Origin of the sequence: Streptomyces sp. NPDC085460, from assembly GCF_044541975.1 — a bacterium.
Taxonomy (GTDB): domain Bacteria; phylum Actinomycetota; class Actinomycetes; order Streptomycetales; family Streptomycetaceae; genus Streptomyces.
Genome location: NZ_JBITTO010000003.1, coordinates 392494 through 408982 on the forward strand (window position 1 = coordinate 392494; position 16489 = coordinate 408982).

General features: G+C 73.5%; 16 protein-coding genes. 8 read left to right on the plus strand and 8 right to left on the minus strand.

Annotation, left to right across the window (positions count from 1 at the left end; translation table 11 throughout):
* Nucleotides 1–14 precede the first annotated feature (14 nt).
* From ACIGHB_RS09655 to pdhA, 3 genes are read right to left on the minus strand one after another with little or no spacing between them, the layout of a single operon-like run.
* Nucleotides 15–1514: a dihydrolipoamide acetyltransferase family protein gene (locus ACIGHB_RS09655; RefSeq protein WP_399911142.1), complete on the minus strand. Its 1500-nt coding sequence runs from the start codon at nt 1512–1514 to the stop codon at nt 15–17.
* Nucleotides 1514–2551: an alpha-ketoacid dehydrogenase subunit beta gene (locus tag ACIGHB_RS09660; protein WP_360308040.1), complete on the minus strand. Its 1038-nt coding sequence runs from the start codon at nt 2549–2551 to the stop codon at nt 1514–1516. Before ACIGHB_RS09660 ends, ACIGHB_RS09655 begins: the two co-directional genes overlap by 1 nt.
* Nucleotides 2548–3699: a pyruvate dehydrogenase (acetyl-transferring) E1 component subunit alpha gene (gene pdhA / locus ACIGHB_RS09665; RefSeq protein WP_399911147.1), complete on the minus strand. Its 1152-nt coding sequence runs from the start codon at nt 3697–3699 to the stop codon at nt 2548–2550. Before pdhA ends, ACIGHB_RS09660 begins: the two co-directional genes overlap by 4 nt.
* A gap of 186 nt (nt 3700–3885) precedes the next feature.
* Between pdhA and ACIGHB_RS09670 the strand changes: the two genes are divergently transcribed.
* The gene (locus ACIGHB_RS09670; protein ID WP_360308037.1) at nt 3886–4452 is read left to right on the plus strand and encodes an Lrp/AsnC family transcriptional regulator; all 567 of its coding nucleotides are present in this window, start codon (nt 3886–3888) and stop codon (nt 4450–4452) included.
* 196 nt (nt 4453–4648) lie between these two features.
* Here the strand turns inward: ACIGHB_RS09670 and ACIGHB_RS09675 are convergent, their stop codons facing one another.
* Together ACIGHB_RS09675 and ACIGHB_RS09680 are read right to left on the minus strand one after the other, a co-directional pair.
* Nucleotides 4649–5239 carry a TetR/AcrR family transcriptional regulator gene (locus ACIGHB_RS09675; protein WP_360308034.1) on the minus strand — a complete coding sequence of 197 codons (591 nt, stop codon included), beginning with the start codon at nt 5237–5239 and terminating at the stop codon, nt 4649–4651.
* Nucleotides 5236–6768 carry a 3-hydroxyacyl-CoA dehydrogenase gene (locus tag ACIGHB_RS09680; protein ID WP_399911640.1) on the minus strand — a complete coding sequence of 511 codons (1533 nt, stop codon included), beginning with the start codon at nt 6766–6768 and terminating at the stop codon, nt 5236–5238. Before ACIGHB_RS09680 ends, ACIGHB_RS09675 begins: the two co-directional genes overlap by 4 nt.
* A 258-nt stretch (nt 6769–7026) precedes the next feature.
* On the opposite strand from ACIGHB_RS09680, the gene paaN reads away from it, so the two are divergent.
* Nucleotides 7027–8724 carry a phenylacetic acid degradation protein PaaN gene (paaN, locus tag ACIGHB_RS09685; RefSeq protein WP_399911151.1) on the plus strand — a complete coding sequence of 566 codons (1698 nt, stop codon included), beginning with the start codon at nt 7027–7029 and terminating at the stop codon, nt 8722–8724.
* A 37-nt stretch (nt 8725–8761) separates the two neighbouring features.
* Here paaN and ACIGHB_RS09690 read toward each other — a convergent pair whose 3' ends face one another.
* Genes ACIGHB_RS09690 through ACIGHB_RS09700 form a run of 3 tightly spaced genes read right to left on the minus strand, consistent with a single transcriptional unit; the run spans nt 8762 to nt 11435 of the window.
* On the minus strand, nt 8762–9439 hold the full coding sequence (locus ACIGHB_RS09690) for a TrmH family RNA methyltransferase (RefSeq protein WP_360308028.1): 678 nt from the start codon (nt 9437–9439) through the stop codon (nt 8762–8764).
* Entirely contained in the window at nt 9436–10743 is a 1308-nt protein-coding gene (locus ACIGHB_RS09695; protein ID WP_399911154.1) for an HTTM domain-containing protein, read from the minus strand. Before ACIGHB_RS09695 ends, ACIGHB_RS09690 begins: the two co-directional genes overlap by 4 nt.
* Nucleotides 10740–11435, minus strand: a complete 696-nt coding sequence (locus ACIGHB_RS09700) for a DUF5819 family protein (RefSeq protein WP_360308022.1) — start codon at nt 11433–11435, stop codon at nt 10740–10742. Before ACIGHB_RS09700 ends, ACIGHB_RS09695 begins: the two co-directional genes overlap by 4 nt.
* A 162-nt stretch (nt 11436–11597) precedes the next feature.
* On the opposite strand from ACIGHB_RS09700, the gene paaA reads away from it, so the two are divergent.
* The 6 genes from paaA to ACIGHB_RS09730 all read left to right on the plus strand — a co-directional run bounded on the left by paaA (nt 11598) and on the right by ACIGHB_RS09730 (nt 16487).
* Nucleotides 11598–12611, plus strand: coding sequence for a 1,2-phenylacetyl-CoA epoxidase subunit PaaA (paaA, locus tag ACIGHB_RS09705; protein ID WP_399911158.1), 1014 nt, complete (start codon nt 11598–11600; stop codon nt 12609–12611).
* Complete coding sequence (gene paaB, locus ACIGHB_RS09710) at nt 12608–12895, plus strand: 1,2-phenylacetyl-CoA epoxidase subunit PaaB (RefSeq protein WP_030493720.1); 288 nt, start codon at nt 12608–12610, stop codon at nt 12893–12895. Before paaA ends, paaB begins: the two co-directional genes overlap by 4 nt.
* Nucleotides 12892–13689: a 1,2-phenylacetyl-CoA epoxidase subunit PaaC gene (gene paaC / locus ACIGHB_RS09715; protein WP_399911161.1), complete on the plus strand. Its 798-nt coding sequence runs from the start codon at nt 12892–12894 to the stop codon at nt 13687–13689. Before paaB ends, paaC begins: the two co-directional genes overlap by 4 nt.
* Entirely contained in the window at nt 13683–14186 is a 504-nt protein-coding gene (gene paaD / locus ACIGHB_RS09720; RefSeq protein WP_360308013.1) for a 1,2-phenylacetyl-CoA epoxidase subunit PaaD, read from the plus strand. Before paaC ends, paaD begins: the two co-directional genes overlap by 7 nt.
* Nucleotides 14187–15248 (plus strand): 2Fe-2S iron-sulfur cluster-binding protein, encoded by a 1062-nt coding sequence (locus tag ACIGHB_RS09725; protein ID WP_399911166.1) that lies wholly within the window; start codon nt 14187–14189, stop codon nt 15246–15248.
* Between the two features lie 105 nt (nt 15249–15353).
* Nucleotides 15354–16487: an acyl-CoA dehydrogenase family protein gene (locus tag ACIGHB_RS09730; RefSeq protein ID WP_399911168.1), complete on the plus strand. Its 1134-nt coding sequence runs from the start codon at nt 15354–15356 to the stop codon at nt 16485–16487.
* Nucleotides 16488–16489: the final 2 nt, after the last annotated feature.

Here is a 16489-nt window from a genome sequence, read left to right on the forward strand (position 1 = left end):
CGCTCCGGATGTGCTCAGACCGTGCGGAGCAGTACCGCGGGCTGCTCGACGCAGTCCGCGACGTACCTCAGGAAGCCGCCGGCCGTGCCGCCGTCGCAGACCCGGTGGTCGAAGGTGAGCGAGAGCTGCACCACCTGACGGACGGCCAGTTCGCCCTGGTGTACCCAGGGCTTGGGGATGATCCGGCCGACGCCGAGCATCGCCGCCTCGGGGTGGTTCACGATCGGCGTGGAGCCGTCCACCCCGAACACCCCGTAGTTGTTGAGGGTGAAGGTGCCGCCGGTGAGGTCGGCCGGGGTGAGGGTGCCCTGCCGGGCCGACTCGGTGAGCCGGGCGAACTCCTCGGTGAACGACTCGGCGGTCCGGGTCCCGGCGTCCCTGACCACGGGGACGACGAGTCCGCGCGGGGTCTGGGCGGCGAAGCCGAGGTGCACCTGGGGCAGCCGGACGATCTCGCGGGCCGCCGTGTCCACGGTGGAGTTCAGCTCGGGGAAGCGGGCCAGGGCGTGGGCGCAGATCCGCGCGAGGAGCGCGAGGAGCGAGATCTTCGGTCCCCCGGCCGCGTTCATCGCTGCCCGCGCGGCCATGAGTTCGGTGGCGTCGGCGTCCACCCAGCAGGTCGCGTCGGGGATCTCGGTACGGCTGCGGGAGAGCTTGTCGGCGACGGCTCCCCGCAGTCCGCGCAGCGGGATCCGTTCCCCGGCCGGGGCGGCGCTCACGGCGGGGGCGGCCGTCCCGACGGGCATCGCGACAGCCGCTCCGACGGGCGCCGCGACGGGCGTCTCGCGCGCGGTGAGGGCCCGTTCGACGTCGGCGCGCAGGATCAGGCCCTCGGGGCCGGAGCCGCGCACCTCGCGCAGGTCGAGGCCCCGGTCGCGGGCCAGCTTCCGCACGAGCGGCGAGATGACCGGGAGAGGCCCCCCGGGCGCGGCGGTGGCGACCGCGGCGGCCACCGGAGCGGGCGCGGCGGCCACCGGGGCGGGCGCGGCGGCCACCGGGGCGGGCGTGCCCGCCTTCACCGCCGGGGCGGTGGCCGTAGGCGCGGGGCCGGCCGTCGCGTTCGGCGTGGGGTTCGCGACGGCCGGGGACTGGGGCCGGATCCGGCGCCGGCGGGCCGCCGGGCCCGCGGTGCCGTAGCCGACGAGGACATTGCCCGAGTACTCCGACGACACCGCGGAGTCCGCGGACGAAGCGGGCGAGGCGGACGGCCCGGCCGGTGTGGGCTCCGCCCCGGGGGCGGGCGCGGCGGGCGTCCCGCCGTCGGCGGAGGCGCCGACGGCGACCGTCAGGAGCGGCGCGCCGACCGGGAGTTCGGTGCCCTCCTCGCCGAAACGGGCGGTGACCACGCCGCCGTACGGGCACGGCACCTCGACCATCGCCTTGGCGGTCTCGACCTCGACGACCGGCTGGTCGATCGCGACGACGTCGCCGACGTTCACCAGCCAGCGGACGATCTCGGCCTCGGTGAGTCCCTCACCGAGGTCGGGAAGCTTGAACTCCAGGACCTGTGCCATCAGTTTCCCGCCTCCCACTGGAGCCGCGCGACCGCGTCCAGGACCCGGTCGACGCCCGGCAGGTGGTGCCGCTCCAGCATCGGCGGCGGGTAGGGGAGGTCGAAGCCCGCGACCCGCAGCACCGGAGCCTCCAGGTGGTGGAAGCAGCGCTCGGTGACCCGGGCGGCGATCTCGGCGCCGGGTCCAGCGAAACCGCCGGACTCGTGGACCACGACCGCGCGGCCGGTGCGCCGCACCGACGCGGCGACGGTCTCGTCGTCGAAGGGCACGAGCGAGCGGAGGTCCACGACCTCCAGGTCCCAGCCCTCTGCGGTGGCGGCCTCGGCGGCCTCCAGACAGACGGGCAGCGAGGGACCGTAGGTGATCAGGGTGGCGCTGGTGCCGGACCGGCGGACGACGGCCTTCCCGATGGGCTCCACGCGCGCGGGTGCCTCGGGCGACCAGTCGGACTTCGACCAGTAGAGCCGCTTGGGCTCCAGGAAGACGACCGGGTCGTCGGAGGCGATGGCCGCCCGCAGCAGCCCGTAGGCGTCCTCGACGGTCGCCGGGGTGACCACGTGCAGGCCGGGGGTGGCCATGTAGTAGATCTCGGAGGAGTCGCTGTGGTGCTCGACGCCGCCGATCCCGCCGCCGTACGGCACGCGGATGACCATCGGCATCGGCATCGCGCCGCGCGTCCGGTTCCGCATCTTCGCCACGTGCGAGACGAGCTGCTCGAACGCCGGGTAGGCGAACGCGTCGAACTGCATCTCCACCACGGGCCGCAGGCCGTACATGGCCATGCCGACGGCGGTGCCGAGGATGCCCGCCTCGGCCAGCGGCGTGTCCGTGCAGCGGTCCTCGCCGAACTCCTTGGCGAGCCCGTCGGTGACCCGGAAGACCCCGCCGAGGGTGCCGACGTCCTCGCCCATGACGTGGACCGTCGGGTCCTCGGCCATCGCGTCGCGCATGGCGCGCTGGAGCGCCTGCGCCATGGTGGCCGGCTTGGGCCGGCCCGCCGCCTTGGCGGCCGCCGCGCCGGTCGTCGCCGTCGTCATCGGCTCTCGCCCTCCGCTTCGAGTTCGGCCCGCAGCTGCTCCGCCTGCTCGCGCAGCTGCGCGGTCTGCTCGGCGTAGACGTGGGTGAAGAGGTCCATCGGGTCGAGCACCGGGTCGGCGTTCATCCGCTCGCGCAGCTCCGCCGCCATGGTCTCCGCGGCCTCGGCCGCGGCCCGGCGGCCCTCCTCGTCGAGCAGGCCGCGCGCGGTCAGCTCCCGTTCGAGCAGGAGCACCGGGTCGTGCGCCCGCCAGGTCTCGACCTCGCCGTCCGCGCGGTAGCGGGTGGCGTCGTCGGCGTTGGTGTGGGCGTCGATCCGGTAGGTGATCGCCTCGACCAGGGTCGGGCCGCCGCCGCGCCGCGCGCGGGCCACGGCCTCGGTGAGGACCTGGTGCACCGCGACCGCGTCGTTGCCGTCCACCAGGCGGCCCGGCATGCCGTACCCGACGGCCTTGTGGGCGAGGGAGGGGGCGGCGGTCTGCTTGGCGAGCGGCACGGAGATCGCGAAGCCGTTGTTCTGCACGAAGAAGACGACCGGCGCCTGCCAGACGGCGGCGAAGTTCAGCGCCTCGTGGAAGTCGCCCTCGCTGGTGCCGCCGTCGCCGACCATGGCGAGCGCGACCACGTCGTCGCCCTTCAGCCGGGCCGCGTGGGCGAGGCCCACGGCGTGCGGCAGCTGGGTGGCGAGCGGGGTGCACAGCGGCGCCACGCGGTACTCGCGCGGGTCGTAGCCGGTGTGCCAGTCGCCGCGCAGCAGGGTCAGCGCCTGTACGGGGTCGAGGCCGCGGGCGACGGCCGCGAGGGTGTCCCGGTACGACGGGAAGAGCCAGTCCCGCTCCTCCAGGGCGAGGGCGGCGGCGATCTCGCACGCCTCCTGGCCGGTGGTGGAGGGGTAGACGGCGAGCCGGCCCTGCTTGGTCAGGGCGGTCGCCTGGGCGTTGTACCGGCGGCCGCGGACCAGCTCCGCGTAGAGCCGGCGCAGCAGCGCGGGGTCGGCGTCGGCCACCGCGTCCGTGCCGAGCACGCGCAGCGGCTCGGCGTCGGGCAGCAGCGGGGCGGGGTCGGTCCGCGGCCGCCAGGCGGGCGGCGGCGTGGGCCGGTAGGCCGTCTCGGCGAGCGGCTCCTGGACTGTCGAACTGCGCTGTTGCAACGAGTCCACCTCCTCGTGGGAGCGGGCATAACACCCGAAGGCGGGTGGCGCGGGTGTGGCGCGCCTCACCTACCGATTGTTCGGTCGTGGAGGCATTTTGGCTACAGGCACCTTCAGCCTGTGGACAAACGGTTCTCCACAGCCTGGGATAGAGACAGGTCGTCCACCGGAGAGAGGCGGGGGGACATGGCGGATGAACAAATGGCCGTCGCTCGGGGCGGAGCCCCGGACGAGGCGGCGGCGGACGTCGCGGGCGAAGTGCTGAGCGCTCCCCCGGACACGCCGGCGCACGCCGTCCCGGCCCGCCCGCTGGACGCGATAGACCGGGACATCCTGCGGCTGCTCCAGACGGACGGCCGCGCCTCGGTGCGGTCCGTGGCCGAGCGGGTGCACGTCTCCCGGGCCAACGCGTACGCCCGGATCAACCGGCTCATCGACGACGGCGTGATCCGCGGCTTCAGCGCCCGGGTCAACCACGAGCGGGCCGGCCACGGCGCCTCCGCCTACATCACGCTCAAGATCGTCCAGAACTCCTGGCGCACGGTCCGCGAACAGCTCAAGGCGCTCCCCGGGGCCGCGCACATCGCGCTGGTCAGCGGAGACTTCGACGTCCTGCTGCTGGTCCACACCCCGGACAACCGCACCCTGCGGGAACTGGTCCTCACCCGCCTCCAGGCGATCCCGGAGGTGCTCTCCACCCGCACCCTGCTCGTCTTCGACGAGATGGACATGAACGCCGACCCGAGGCCGTAAGGCGCCGCGCACGTGCGAGAGGGCCCCGGACGGTCTCCGGGGCCCTCTCCACGTGCCTTCCAGGCCGCGTCACGCTTCCGGGGCCCGTACGCCTTCCGGGGCCGCTGGGACGCTTCCCGGGCCCTCCTGACCCCCCTGGGGGCCCTCCTGAACCGCTACGGGCCTCCGCGGCCCCGTCAAAGCCCTCCAGGCGTCCTCAGCCGGCCTTCCGCAGCCCGTCGAAGGCCAGGTGGGCGACGGTCTCGGCGAGCTGGTCGCGCTCCGCCTGGTCCGGGTGCGGCCGGTACCACTCCACCAGCGAGTTGATCATGCCGAAGAGGAGCCGGGTCGCGAGCCGGATGTCCACGTCGGACCGCAGATCGCCCTCGGCCGCGGCCGCCCCGAGCAGCTCGGCCACCCGGTGGTCGAACTCCCGGCGCCGCTCCATCGCCCACCGCTCGGTCGCGGTGTTGCCCCGCACCCGCAGCAGCAGCGTCACGTACGGCAGCTCGGCTATCAGCACCTCGACCGTCCGCCGGGTCACGTACTCGACCCGCTCCACCGCCCGGCCGCGCACCGCGCCCGGCTCGTCGAGGATCGCGAAGAGCCCGTCGAGGGCCCGGCTGACCGCCCGCCGCAGCAGTTCCTCCTTGCCCGCCACGTGGTGGTAGATCGAGGACTTGGAGATCCCGGCCGCCTTGGACAGGTGCTCCATGGACGTGCCGTCGTAACCGCGCTCGTTGAAGACCGTCACCGCGACCGAGAGCAGCGTCTCGGGGGTGTACGTGTCACGTCGGGCCGTCGTCATCGGTCCTCCTCCGCTTCCTCGGTGTATGCGCGGCGCACGAGGCCGACGCCCGGCGCGTACCGGCCCGTCGGGTACCGCTCGTGCAGGCCCCTCAGCAGGGCGCACACGCGCCGGTACCCGATCTTCCCCGCCCACTCCAGCGGTCCTGCGGGGTAGTTCACCCCGAGCCGCATCGCCGTGTCGATGTCCTCGGCCGTGGCGACGCCCCGGTCGACGGCGTCGGCCGCGAGCTCCGCCAGCATCGCGACGGTCCGGCCGACGATCATGCCGGGCACGTCGCCGATGACGGAGACCCGCTTGCCGGTCGCCTGGAAGAGGCCCACGGCCTCGGCGACGGCGTCGGGGGCGGTGCCTTCCCGGACCGACAGGACGATCCGGGTCGCCGCCGCGTAATCCAGGGCGAGATCGAAGTAGGCGATCTCCTCCTGGTGGAACTCGAAGGAGCTCTCGCCGTCCACGAGGCAGAGCCTCATGCCGCTCGGCAGCTCGATGAAGCCGTCGCCCCGCTTGCGGCGGACGGCGATCCCCGCCTCCTCGAAGAGCCCCACAAGCTCCGCGGCCGGCCCGAGGTCACCGCGCACGGTGATCCGCTCCGGCGCCTTCGCGGGCGGCGCGGTGTGCGGCTCGGGCCGCTCGGCGCCCTCCGCGTACGGGAACCAGCCGTGCCCCGTCTTGCGGCCCAGTCGCCCCGACTCCACCAGCCGCCGCTGCGCCAGCGACGGCGTGAACTTCGGGTCCATGAAGAAGGACTCCCACACGGACCGGGTCACGGCCTCGTTGACGTCCTGGCCGATCAGGTCGGTGAGCTCGAACGGGCCCATCCGGAAGCCGCCGCACTCGCGCAGCGCCGCGTCGATGGTCGCCGGGTCGGCGCCGCGCTCCTCGAACACCCTGAACGCCTCGGCGTAGAAGGGGCGGGCGATCCGGTTGACGATGAAGCCGGGGGTGTCGGCGCAGCGCACCGGCGTCTTGCCCCAGCCCAGAACCGTCTCGTACGCGCGCGTGGCGGCGGTCTCGTCGGTGGCGAAGCCCCGGACGACCTCGACGAGGGGGAGCAGCGGCGCCGGGTTGAAGAAGTGCAGGCCGACGAAGCGGCCGGGCAGCCGCAGCCCTCCGGCGATGGCGGTGACGGAGAGGGAGGAGGTGTTCGTGGCGAGGAGGGCGTCGTCCGCGACGGTCTTCTCCAAGTCGGCGAAGAGCCGCTGCTTGACCGCCAGGTCCTCGACGATCGCCTCGACGACGAGGGCCGCGTCGGCCAGCTCGGCGAGGTCGCCTGCCGCGTGCAGCCGCCCGGCGGCGTCGTCGCGGGCGGCGGCGTCCAGCCGGCCCTTCTCGACGAGCCGGTCCAGCCGGGCGCCGATCGCGGCGACGGCCTCGGCGGCCCGGCCGGGGGCGCTGTCGTAGAGCCGTACGGGATGGCCGGCGACCAGCGCCACCTGCGCGATCCCCTGGCCCATGGTGCCGGTGCCGACGACGGCGACCGTCCGGTCCCGCTCGATCCCCTCGCCCGCGGCGCTTGCGTCGTCCATGGTGGCGCTCCCCCTGACGGTCCCGTTGGCCTGCGCGGCGGCGCTCGTGTCGGCGGCGCTCATAGGTGTGATCCTCCCCGATGGGTTTCCACAGGGTCGACGGACCCCGGGGTTTCCGGTCGGCGGACCGTGGGTTCTCGGCCGACGGACCCCGGGTTTTCCACAGGATCGGGAGACCCCCTTGTCCCGACCGATCGTTCGGTTACTCTAACTCCGTACGCGTCTCCCTGCCCAGCTCGACGAGGAGTTGGTCCACCCATGGCCACCGCCCAGCCGACCACCGACGTTCTGGCCACGAAGCACCGGCCCACGCTCGATCAGGCCCTCGCCACCATCCGCAGTCGCGCCTACTGGTCGCCGTACCCGGAGCACCCGAAGGCGTACGGGGCTGACGGCTCGCTCGACGCCGCCGCCGGCCTCGCCGCCCACCAGGCGGTGCTGAACACCCGCTTCGACCTCGATCAGCCGGGCACCGACGGCTGGACCGGCGGCGAGGTCTCTCCGTACGGCCCCGAGCTGGGCGTCGAGTACCCGCACGCGGACATCGACGTGCTGCTGCCCGCGATGCGCGCCGGCCTCCCCGCCTGGCGGGACGCCGGGCCCGAGACGCGCGCCCTGGTCTGCCTGGAGATCCTGGCCCGGATCTCGGCCCGCACGCACGAGTTCGCGCACGCCGTCATGCACACCAGCGGCCAGGCGTTCATGATGGCGTTCCAGGCCGGCGGCCCGCACGCGCAGGACCGCGGTCTGGAGGCGGTGGCGTACGCGTACGAGGAGCAGACCCGGACCCCGGCCGGCCGGGCCGCCTGGTCCAAGCCGCAGGGCAAGCGGGACCCGCTGGAGCTGAGCAAGGAGTTCACCCCGGTCGGCCGCGGTGTCGCCCTGGTCATCGGCTGCAACACCTTCCCGACGTGGAACGGCTACCCGGGCCTCTTCGCCTCCCTCGCGACGGGCAACGCGGTCCTGGTGAAGCCCCACCCGCGCGCGGTCCTCCCGCTGGCGCTGACCGTGAAGGTCGCCCGCGAGGTCCTCGCCGAGTCCGGCTTCGACCCGAACCTGGTGGCGCTGGCCACCGAGCGCCCGGGCGAGGGCATCGCCAAGACCCTGGCGGTCCGCCCGGAGATCCGGATCATCGACTACACCGGCTCCACCGAGTTCGGCGACTGGCTGGAGGCCAACGCCCGCCAGGCGCAGGTCTACACGGAGAAGGCCGGCGTCAACACCGTGCTGATCGACTCCACCGACGACTACAAGGGGATGCTGTCCAACCTGGCGTTCTCGCTGTCCCTGTACAGCGGCCAGATGTGCACCACCCCGCAGAACCTGCTGATCCCCCGCGACGGCATCTCCACCGACCAGGGCGCCAGGTCCTACGACGAGGTCGTGGCCGACCTGGCGGGCGCGGTCGGCGGCCTCCTGGGCGACGACGCCCGGGCCAACGCGCTGCTCGGCGCCCTGGTCAACCCGGACGTGAAGGCCCGCCTGGAGGCGGCGGCGGGGCTCGGCGAGGTGGCCCTGGCCTCCCGCGAGGTCGCCAACCCGGAGTTCCCGGGCGCGGTCGTCCGCACCCCGGTCATGGTGAAGCTGGACGGCTCCAAGCCGGACGCGGAGGCCGCGTACCTCTCCGAGTGCTTCGGCCCGGTCTCCTTCGCCGTCTCGGTGGACTCCACCGCCGACGGCCTGGAGCTGCTGCGGCGCACCATCCGCGACAAGGGCGCGATGACGGTCGGCGCGTACACGACGTCCGCCGACACCGAGCGGGCCGTCGAGGAGATCTGCCTGGACGAGTCGGCGCAGCTCTCGCTCAACCTGACGGGTGGGGTGTACGTGAACCAGACGGCCGCGTTCTCCGACTTCCACGGCTCGGGCGGCAACCCGGCGGCGAACGCCGCGCTGTGCGACGGCGCCTTCGTCTCCAACCGGTTCCGTGTGGTCGAGGTGCGCCGCCAGGCGTGACACCGCCCCGGCGGGGGCTTCCGGGCCCCCGCCGGTCCTACGGGGCGTCGATCTCCGCGTAGCGCTGCACCCACGCGTGCATGGCGATCGCGGCGGCCGCCCCGGCGTTGATCGACCGGGTGGAGCCGAACTGGGCGATCGAGCAGACCGTCCGCACATGGCGGCGGGCCTCCTCGGTCAGCCCGGGCCCCTCCTGCCCGAAGAGCAGCACGCAGCGGCGGGGCAGGACGGTCCGCTCCAGCGGCACCGAGCCCGGCAGGTTGTCGATGCCGATGATCGGCAGGTCCTCGGCCGCCGCCCAGGCGGTGAGCGCCTCGGTGTCGGGGTGGTGCCGCACGTGCTGGTAGCGGTCGGTGACCATGGCGCCGCGCCGGTTCCAGCGGCGCCGCCCCACGATGTGCACCTCCTTGGCCAGGAAGGCGTTGGCGGTCCGCACCACCGAACCGATGTTGAAGTCGTGGCCCCAGTTCTCCACGGCCACGTGGAAGTCGTGCCGGCGGGTGTCCAGGTCGGCGACGATCGCCTCCCGGGTCCAGTAGCGGTACGCGTCCACGACATTGCGCCGGTCTCCCCCGGCCAGCAGCTCGCGGTCGTAGCGCGGGTCCTCGGGCCACGGCCCGGGGTGCGGTCCGACGCCGATCTCGGGGCCGTAGCCGTCGTCGTACTGGAGCGGCTCGGCCCCGTCCGGCGCGGGGTGTTCTTCGGTGGTGCTCACCCGACGAGGGTACGGGGAGCGGCCTCCCCGCCGGATTCCCCGCCTGATCCCCCTCCGGTCTCCCCGCGCGGCTGCCCCTCCGCGGGCTCGCCGGCGGGCCGCTGCGGGGGCAGCTCCGGGGCGGCGGGCCTCCGCCGCAGCAGACGGTCCCTGCCGCGGCTCACCCGCGCCCCGAGCCACACCAGGAAGACGGTGGGCAGGAAGACGGCGTCGGCGGCGATCATCGCCATCGAGAAGGCCGGCAGGCCGAGCAGGACCGCGATGCCGGCGTGCTCCAGCATCATCGCGACGAGCAGGACGTTCTTCACCTTGCGGTTGAAGAGCGTGAACGGGAAGGCGACCTGCACGATCACGGTGCCGTAGCTGAGCAGCATCACCATGATCCCGCTGGAGGCGAGCAGCTCGGACAGCCCCGGCCAGGGCGTGAAGTAGTTCAGGTGCAGCGGGTAGAAGAGGGCCGTGCCGTCCTGCCAGCGCGAACCCTGGATCTTGTACCAGCCGGCGGTGGCGTAGATCAGACAGACCTCGGCCATGAGGACCACGAGCGTCGCGTTGTGGGCGAGGTTCGCGAGGACGTCCAGGAGGACGCGGGGCTCACCGGGCGCGTACTGCTCCACCAGCCACCACAGGCCCTGGCCGAGCCAGAGCACCCACAGCAGCACGTACATCCACCATTCGCCGGTGACCGGGCTGAACCAGGTCGCGGCGACCAGGAACCCGCCGAGGACGATCCAGAGGACCGGCCCCGCGAGCTCCGACCGCCCGGCGGCCTTCCCGCCCGCGGCGGCCCCGCGGGCGGCCCGCCGGGCGTCCAGGGACCACACCTGGCCGCAGCGGATCAGCGTGAGGTAGATCGAGACGAGGTGCACCACGTTGTCGCCGCCGTCACCGAGGAAGACGGACCGGTTCTGCAGGGACAGCGCGCCGACCATGAAGACGACCGAGACGGCCCGGGTGTGCCAGCCGACCAGCAGCAGCACGGCGGCCACCACGGCGAGCCCGTAGACCACCTCGAACCACAGCCGCCCGTCGGACCACATCAGGACGGTGAAGGCCCGGTTGTCGGCGATCAGCCGGCGCGCGAGATCGAACGACCAGGGGCCGTCGGGGCCGTACATCTCGTGCCGGTGCGGGAACTCCCGCAGCAGGAAGAAGAGCCAGGTCAGCGCGAAGCCGATGCGGACGATCGCGGTCTGGTACGGGCCCAGCGCGCGCGAGGTGACGGTCTGCGCCGCCCGGGCCAGCCTGCGGTCGGCGGGCACGCGGGCCGGCGCCGCGGCCGGTGCGGGGCGGGGGGCGGTCATCGGCTCGTCTCCGTACGGCTGCGGTCGGCGTCGGTGATCTCCCACCACGGCATGACGGTGGTGGACGGGTCGGTGGAGCGCTTCTCGTTGCTCCAGTGCGGGGCCGCGACCGGCCGGACGATCCGGCGGAGCTGGATCCGCTCCACGGTCCCGCCGACGTCCGCGCGGGCCTGCGGACCCTCGATCCGGGGCAGCACGATACGGCGCATGTACGCCTCCGAGAGCCGGCCGCGCATGCCCTTGGGGCGGCCCTCGTCGTCGTGGGCGTTGCCGTACCAGTCGATCGCCCGGCGCAGCAGGTTCTGGTCGGTGTGGCTGGGGAAGACGTTGCCCCGGATGGACTCGACGTCCTGCGCGGTGAGGTCGATCCAGTCGGTGGTCCGCCGGGCGCCGGAGGCGTCGGTGACCTCGGCGCGGACCTCGACGGAGACGTTCTGCTGGAGCGGATTGGGCGCGAAGAGCTTCCAGTTCTGCTCGAACTCGGGGTAGATCCAGTCGTCGACGGCCTGCCCGTGCTGCTTGGTGACCGTGTTCGACGGCGCCACGTGCAGGAAGACCATCGCGAGATGCAGGCCGGCGAAGACGGCCATGGCGGCGAGCGCCACCGCGGCCACCACCTGGTAGGGCATGGACAGCGCCAGGATCCCCCCGGCCGGCCGCCGCTCCCCGCTGCCGTCGATGTGCGCGCTCATCCCACCCCGATCCCGGGCTTCCCCACCCGATCCCGTCCCACCGGTGACCCGCTCGTCTGCGCCCCGGACGGAGCAGGCGGTTATCCACAGGGTTGACACCATACGGGCCGCCGACCCACCATTGAAGTCATTCAACCGAACGATCGGTCGGTAGGGGGTCCGATGACCGCAGGGACGGCAGGGACGGCAGTGACCGCGGAAGCGCCCGGCACGGATGCCGCGGACGCGGCGGCGCGAGCCGCCCGCGAGGCGGTGTTCGACGCCGCGGTCGCCGCCGACGAGCGCATCGAGCCGCGCGACTGGATGCCGGAGGCGTACCGCGCCTCCCTCGTCCGCCAGATCGCGCAGCACGCCCACTCCGAGATCATCGGCATGCAGCCCGAGGCCAACTGGATCACCCGCGCGCCCTCGCTGCGCCGCAAGGCCATCCTCATGGCCAAGGTCCAGGACGAGGCCGGCCACGGCCTGTACCTCTACAGCGCCGCCGAGACCCTCGGCGTCAGCCGCGACGAGCTCCTCGACAAGCTCCACACCGGCCGCCAGAAGTACTCCTCGATCTTCAACTACCCCACCCTCACCTGGGCCGACGTCGGCGCCATCGGCTGGCTCGTCGACGGCGCCGCCATCACCAACCAGGTCCCCCTCTGCCGCTGCTCCTACGGCCCGTACGCCCGGGCCATGGTCCGCGTCTGCAAGGAGGAGTCCTTCCACCAGCGGCAGGGGTACGAGGCCCTGCTCGCCCTCTCCCGCGGCACCGAGGTCCAGCACGCCATGGCCCAGGACGCGGTGGACCGCTGGTGGTGGCCGTCCCTGATGATGTTCGGCCCGCCCGACGACGAGTCGACCCACACCGCGCAGGCGATGGCCTGGAAGATCAAGCGCCACACCAACGACGAGCTGCGCCAGCGCTTCGTCGACATCGCCGCCCCGCAGGCGGAGGCCCTCGGCCTCACCCTCCCCGACCCCGACCTGAAGTGGAACGAGGAGCGCGGGCACTACGACTTCGGCCCCATCGACTGGGCCGAGTTCTGGGACGTGCTGAAGGGCAACGGCCCCTGCAACGACCAGCGGATCACCAGGCGCCGCCAGGCCCACGAGGACGGCGCCTGGGTCAGAGAGGCCGCCGCGGCCTACGCGCGCAAGCACACCGGACAGCACGGGGAGGCACAGGCATGAGCAGCGACACTTGGCCCCTGTGGGAGGTGTTCGTGCGCTCCCGCCGAGGGCTCTCCCACACCCACGCCGGCAGCCTCCACGCCCCCGACGCGGAGATGGCCCTGCGCAACGCCCGGGACCTCTACACCCGCCGGATGGAGGGCGTCTCCCTCTGGGTCGTGCCCTCCGCCGCCATCACCGCCTCCTCCCCGGACGAGAAGGACCCCTTCTTCGAGCCGGCCGCCGACAAGCCCTACCGGCACCCGACCTTCTACGAGATCCCGGAGGGGGTGAAGCACCTGTGACCGCCACCGACACGCCCACCACCACGGCCGCCACCACGACGGCCGTCACCACCACGGCCGTCACCGCCACGACCGTCACGGACCCGGCCGTCACCGCCGCGGCCCTCGCCCTCGGCGACGACGCCCTCGTCCTCGCCCAGCGCCTGGGGGAGTGGGCGGGCAACGCCCCCGAACTGGAGGAGGAGGTCGCCCTCGCCAACATCGCGCTCGACCTCCTCGGCCAGGCCCGCGTCCTGCTCTCCCTCGCCGGCGACGAGGACGAACTCGCCTTCCTCCGCGAGGAGCGCGACTTCCGCAACGTCCAGCTGGTCGAGCAGCCCAACGGCGACTTCGCCCACACCATCGCCCGCCAGCTGTACTTCTCCACCTACCAGCGGCTCCTCTACGCGGCCCTGGCCACCGGCTCCACCCCGCTGGCCGGCCTCGCCGCCAAGGCCGTCAAGGAAGTGGCCTACCACCAGGACCACGCCGAGCAGTGGACGATCCGCCTCGGCGACGGCACCGAGGAGAGCCACCGCCGCATGCGGTCGGCCTGCGAGGCCCTCTGGCGCTACACCGGCGAACTCTTCCAGCCCCTCGACGGCCTGGACCTCGACCCCGCCGCCCTCGAAGCGGCCTGGCTGGACTCGGTCACCACGACCCTCACCCGCGCCGGGCTCACCGTCCCCGCCGGCCCCCGCACCGGCGCCTGGCGCGCCGGAGCCGGCCGCCAGGGCCTCCACACCGAACCCTTCGGCCGGATGCTCGCCGAGATGCAGCACCTCCACCGCAGCCACCCGGGGGCGACATGGTGACCACCACCGCCACCCCGCTGGAGACGGAGCTGGCCCGGATCGCCGGCGCCGTCCCCGACCCCGAGCTGCCGGTGCTCACCCTCGCCGAACTCGGCGTGCTGCGCGGCGTCCACGTCACCGGCCCCGGCCGCGTCGAGGTCGCCCTCACCCCCACGTACACCGGCTGCCCCGCCGTCGAGACGATGTCCACCGACATCGAGCACGCCCTCCACGAGCACGGCATACCCGAGGTCACCGTCGTCACCGTCCTCGCCCCCGCCTGGACCACCGACGACATCACCGAGGAAGGCCGCCGCAAGCTCAGCGAGTTCGGCATTGCCCCGCCCCGCCCCCAGGGGCCCGCCGGCGGACCCGTCGCCCTCACCCTGGCCATCCGCTGCCCGCACTGCGGCTCCACCGACACCGAACTCCTCAGCCGGTTCTCCTCCACCGCCTGCAAGGCCCTGCGCCGCTGCACCGCCTGCCGCGAACCCTTCGACCACTTCAAGGAGCTGTAGATGTTCCATCCGCTCCCGGTGAGCCAGGTCGAGCGGCTCACCGACGACTCCGTGGCCGTCACCTTCGCGGTCCCCGACGACCTCCACGACACCTTCCGGCACCGCCCCGGCCAGCACCTCGCCCTGCGCCGCACCGACGAGTCCGGCCAGGAGATCCGCCGCACCTACTCGATCTGCTCCCCCGCCGCCCCGGCCGGCGAGCGCCCCGAACTCCGCGTCGGCATCCGCCTCGTCGACGGCGGCGCCTTCTCCACCTGGGCCCTCAAGGAGCTCACCCCCGGCCACACCGTGGACGTCATGGCCCCCACCGGCCGGTTCGTCCTCGACCCGCGCCCCGGCCACTTCGCCGCAGTCGCCGGAGGCAGCGGCATCACCCCGGTGCTCTCCATGGCCGCCACCCTCCTCGACCGCGAACCCGAGGCCCGGTTCTGCCTGATCCGCAGCGACCGCACCGCCGCCTCCACGATGTTCCTCGACGAGGTCGCCGACCTGAAGGACCGCCACCCCGACCGGTTCCAGCTCGTCACCGTCCTCTCCCGCGAGGAGCAGCAGGCCGGACTCCCCTCCGGACGCCTCGACCAGGAACGGCTCGCCGCCCTCCTGCCCGCGCTCCTCCCCGTCGGCGCCATCGACGGCTGGTTCCTCTGCGGCCCCTTCGGCCTCGTCCAGGGCGCCGAGCGGGCTCTGCACGACCTCGGCGTCGACCGGTCCCGCGTCCACCAGGAGATCTTCCACGTCGACGACGGCTCGGGCCCCGCGCCCGTCCCCACCGCCGACACACCCGCCCACGCCACCCTCACGGCCACCCTCCACGGCCGCTCCGGCACCTGGCCCGTCGAGCGCGGCGAAAGCCTCCTCGACACCGTCCTCCGCGCCCGCGCCGACGCCCCGTACGCCTGCAAGGGCGGGGTCTGCGGCACCTGCCGCGCCTTCGTCGTCGGCGGCGAGGTCCGCATGGACCGCAACTTCGCCCTCGAACCCGAGGAGACCGACGCCGGCTACGTCCTGGCCTGCCAGTCCCACCCGGCCACCCCCGACGTGGAGCTGGACTTCGACCGCTGAGCCCATTCCCTTCCGCTAGAACCTGTTCTATCTTGACGGCCCGTCAGAAAACGCCTCCTGGCGGGCCGCAGGACCGGCAGCGGACAGCAACGGAAGGACAGGGCCATGGACTTCACGTTCACCGAGGAACAGCAGGCCGCCGCGGAGACGGCCCGTACCGTCTTCGCCGACGTCGCACCCGACGCCGTACCCAGCCCCGCCCTCACCCCGACCGCCGTCGCCGACGACCTCGACCGCCCCCTGTGGCAGCGCCTCGCCGCCACCGACCTCCTCGGGATCCTCACCGCCCCCGAGCACGGCGGCACCGGCCTCGACCCCGTCGCCCTCTGCCTCGTCCTGCGCGAGTCCGCCCGCGTCCTGGCCCGCGTCCCCCTCCTGGAGACCGCCGCCGTCACCCACGTACTCCAGCACCACGCCCCGCCCACCACCGCCGCCGCGCTCCTGCCCGAGGTCACCGCCGGCCGGCTGCTCCTCACCGCCGCCGCCCACGGCACCACCGGCCACGAACCCGCCGAACGGGCCGTCACCGCCCGCCGGGACTCCACCCACTGGATCCTCGACGGCACCACCGACCACGTCCCCTGGGCGCACCACGCCGACCTGACCGCCGTCCCCGCCGCCACCGCCGACGGCCACACGGTCCTCGCCCTGCTCCCGCGCGACCAGCCGGGACTCACCCTCGACACCCAGTACGGCACCCACGGCGAACGCCTCGCCCGGCTACGCCTCGACGCCGTACGCCTCCCCGCCGACCGCGTCCTCGACTCCGACGACGCCTGGCCGACGCTCCGCGCCCTGCTCACCACCGGCACCTGCGCGCTCGCCCTCGGCCTCGGCGAACAGGTCCTGACCATGACGAGCCAGTACACCGGCAAGCGCGAACAGTTCGGCCACCCCGTGGCCACCTTCCAGGCCGTCGCCGTCCAGACCGCCGACCGCTACATCGACCTCCGCGCGATGGAGGCCACCCTGTGGCAGGCCGCCTGGCGCGTCTCCACCGCCGCCGAAACGGCCCTGCCCGCCGAAGCGGACCTCGCCGTCGCCAAGATCTGGGCCGCGGAAGGCGTACGCCGGGTCGTCCAGACCGCCCAGCACCTGCACGGCGGCTTCGGCGCCGACACCGACTATCCCCTGCACCGCTACCACGCGTGGGCGAAGTACCTCGAACTCTCCCTCGGCCCCGCCGCCGCCCACGAAGAGGCCCTGGGCGACCTCATCGCCACCCACCCCCTGGACTGACC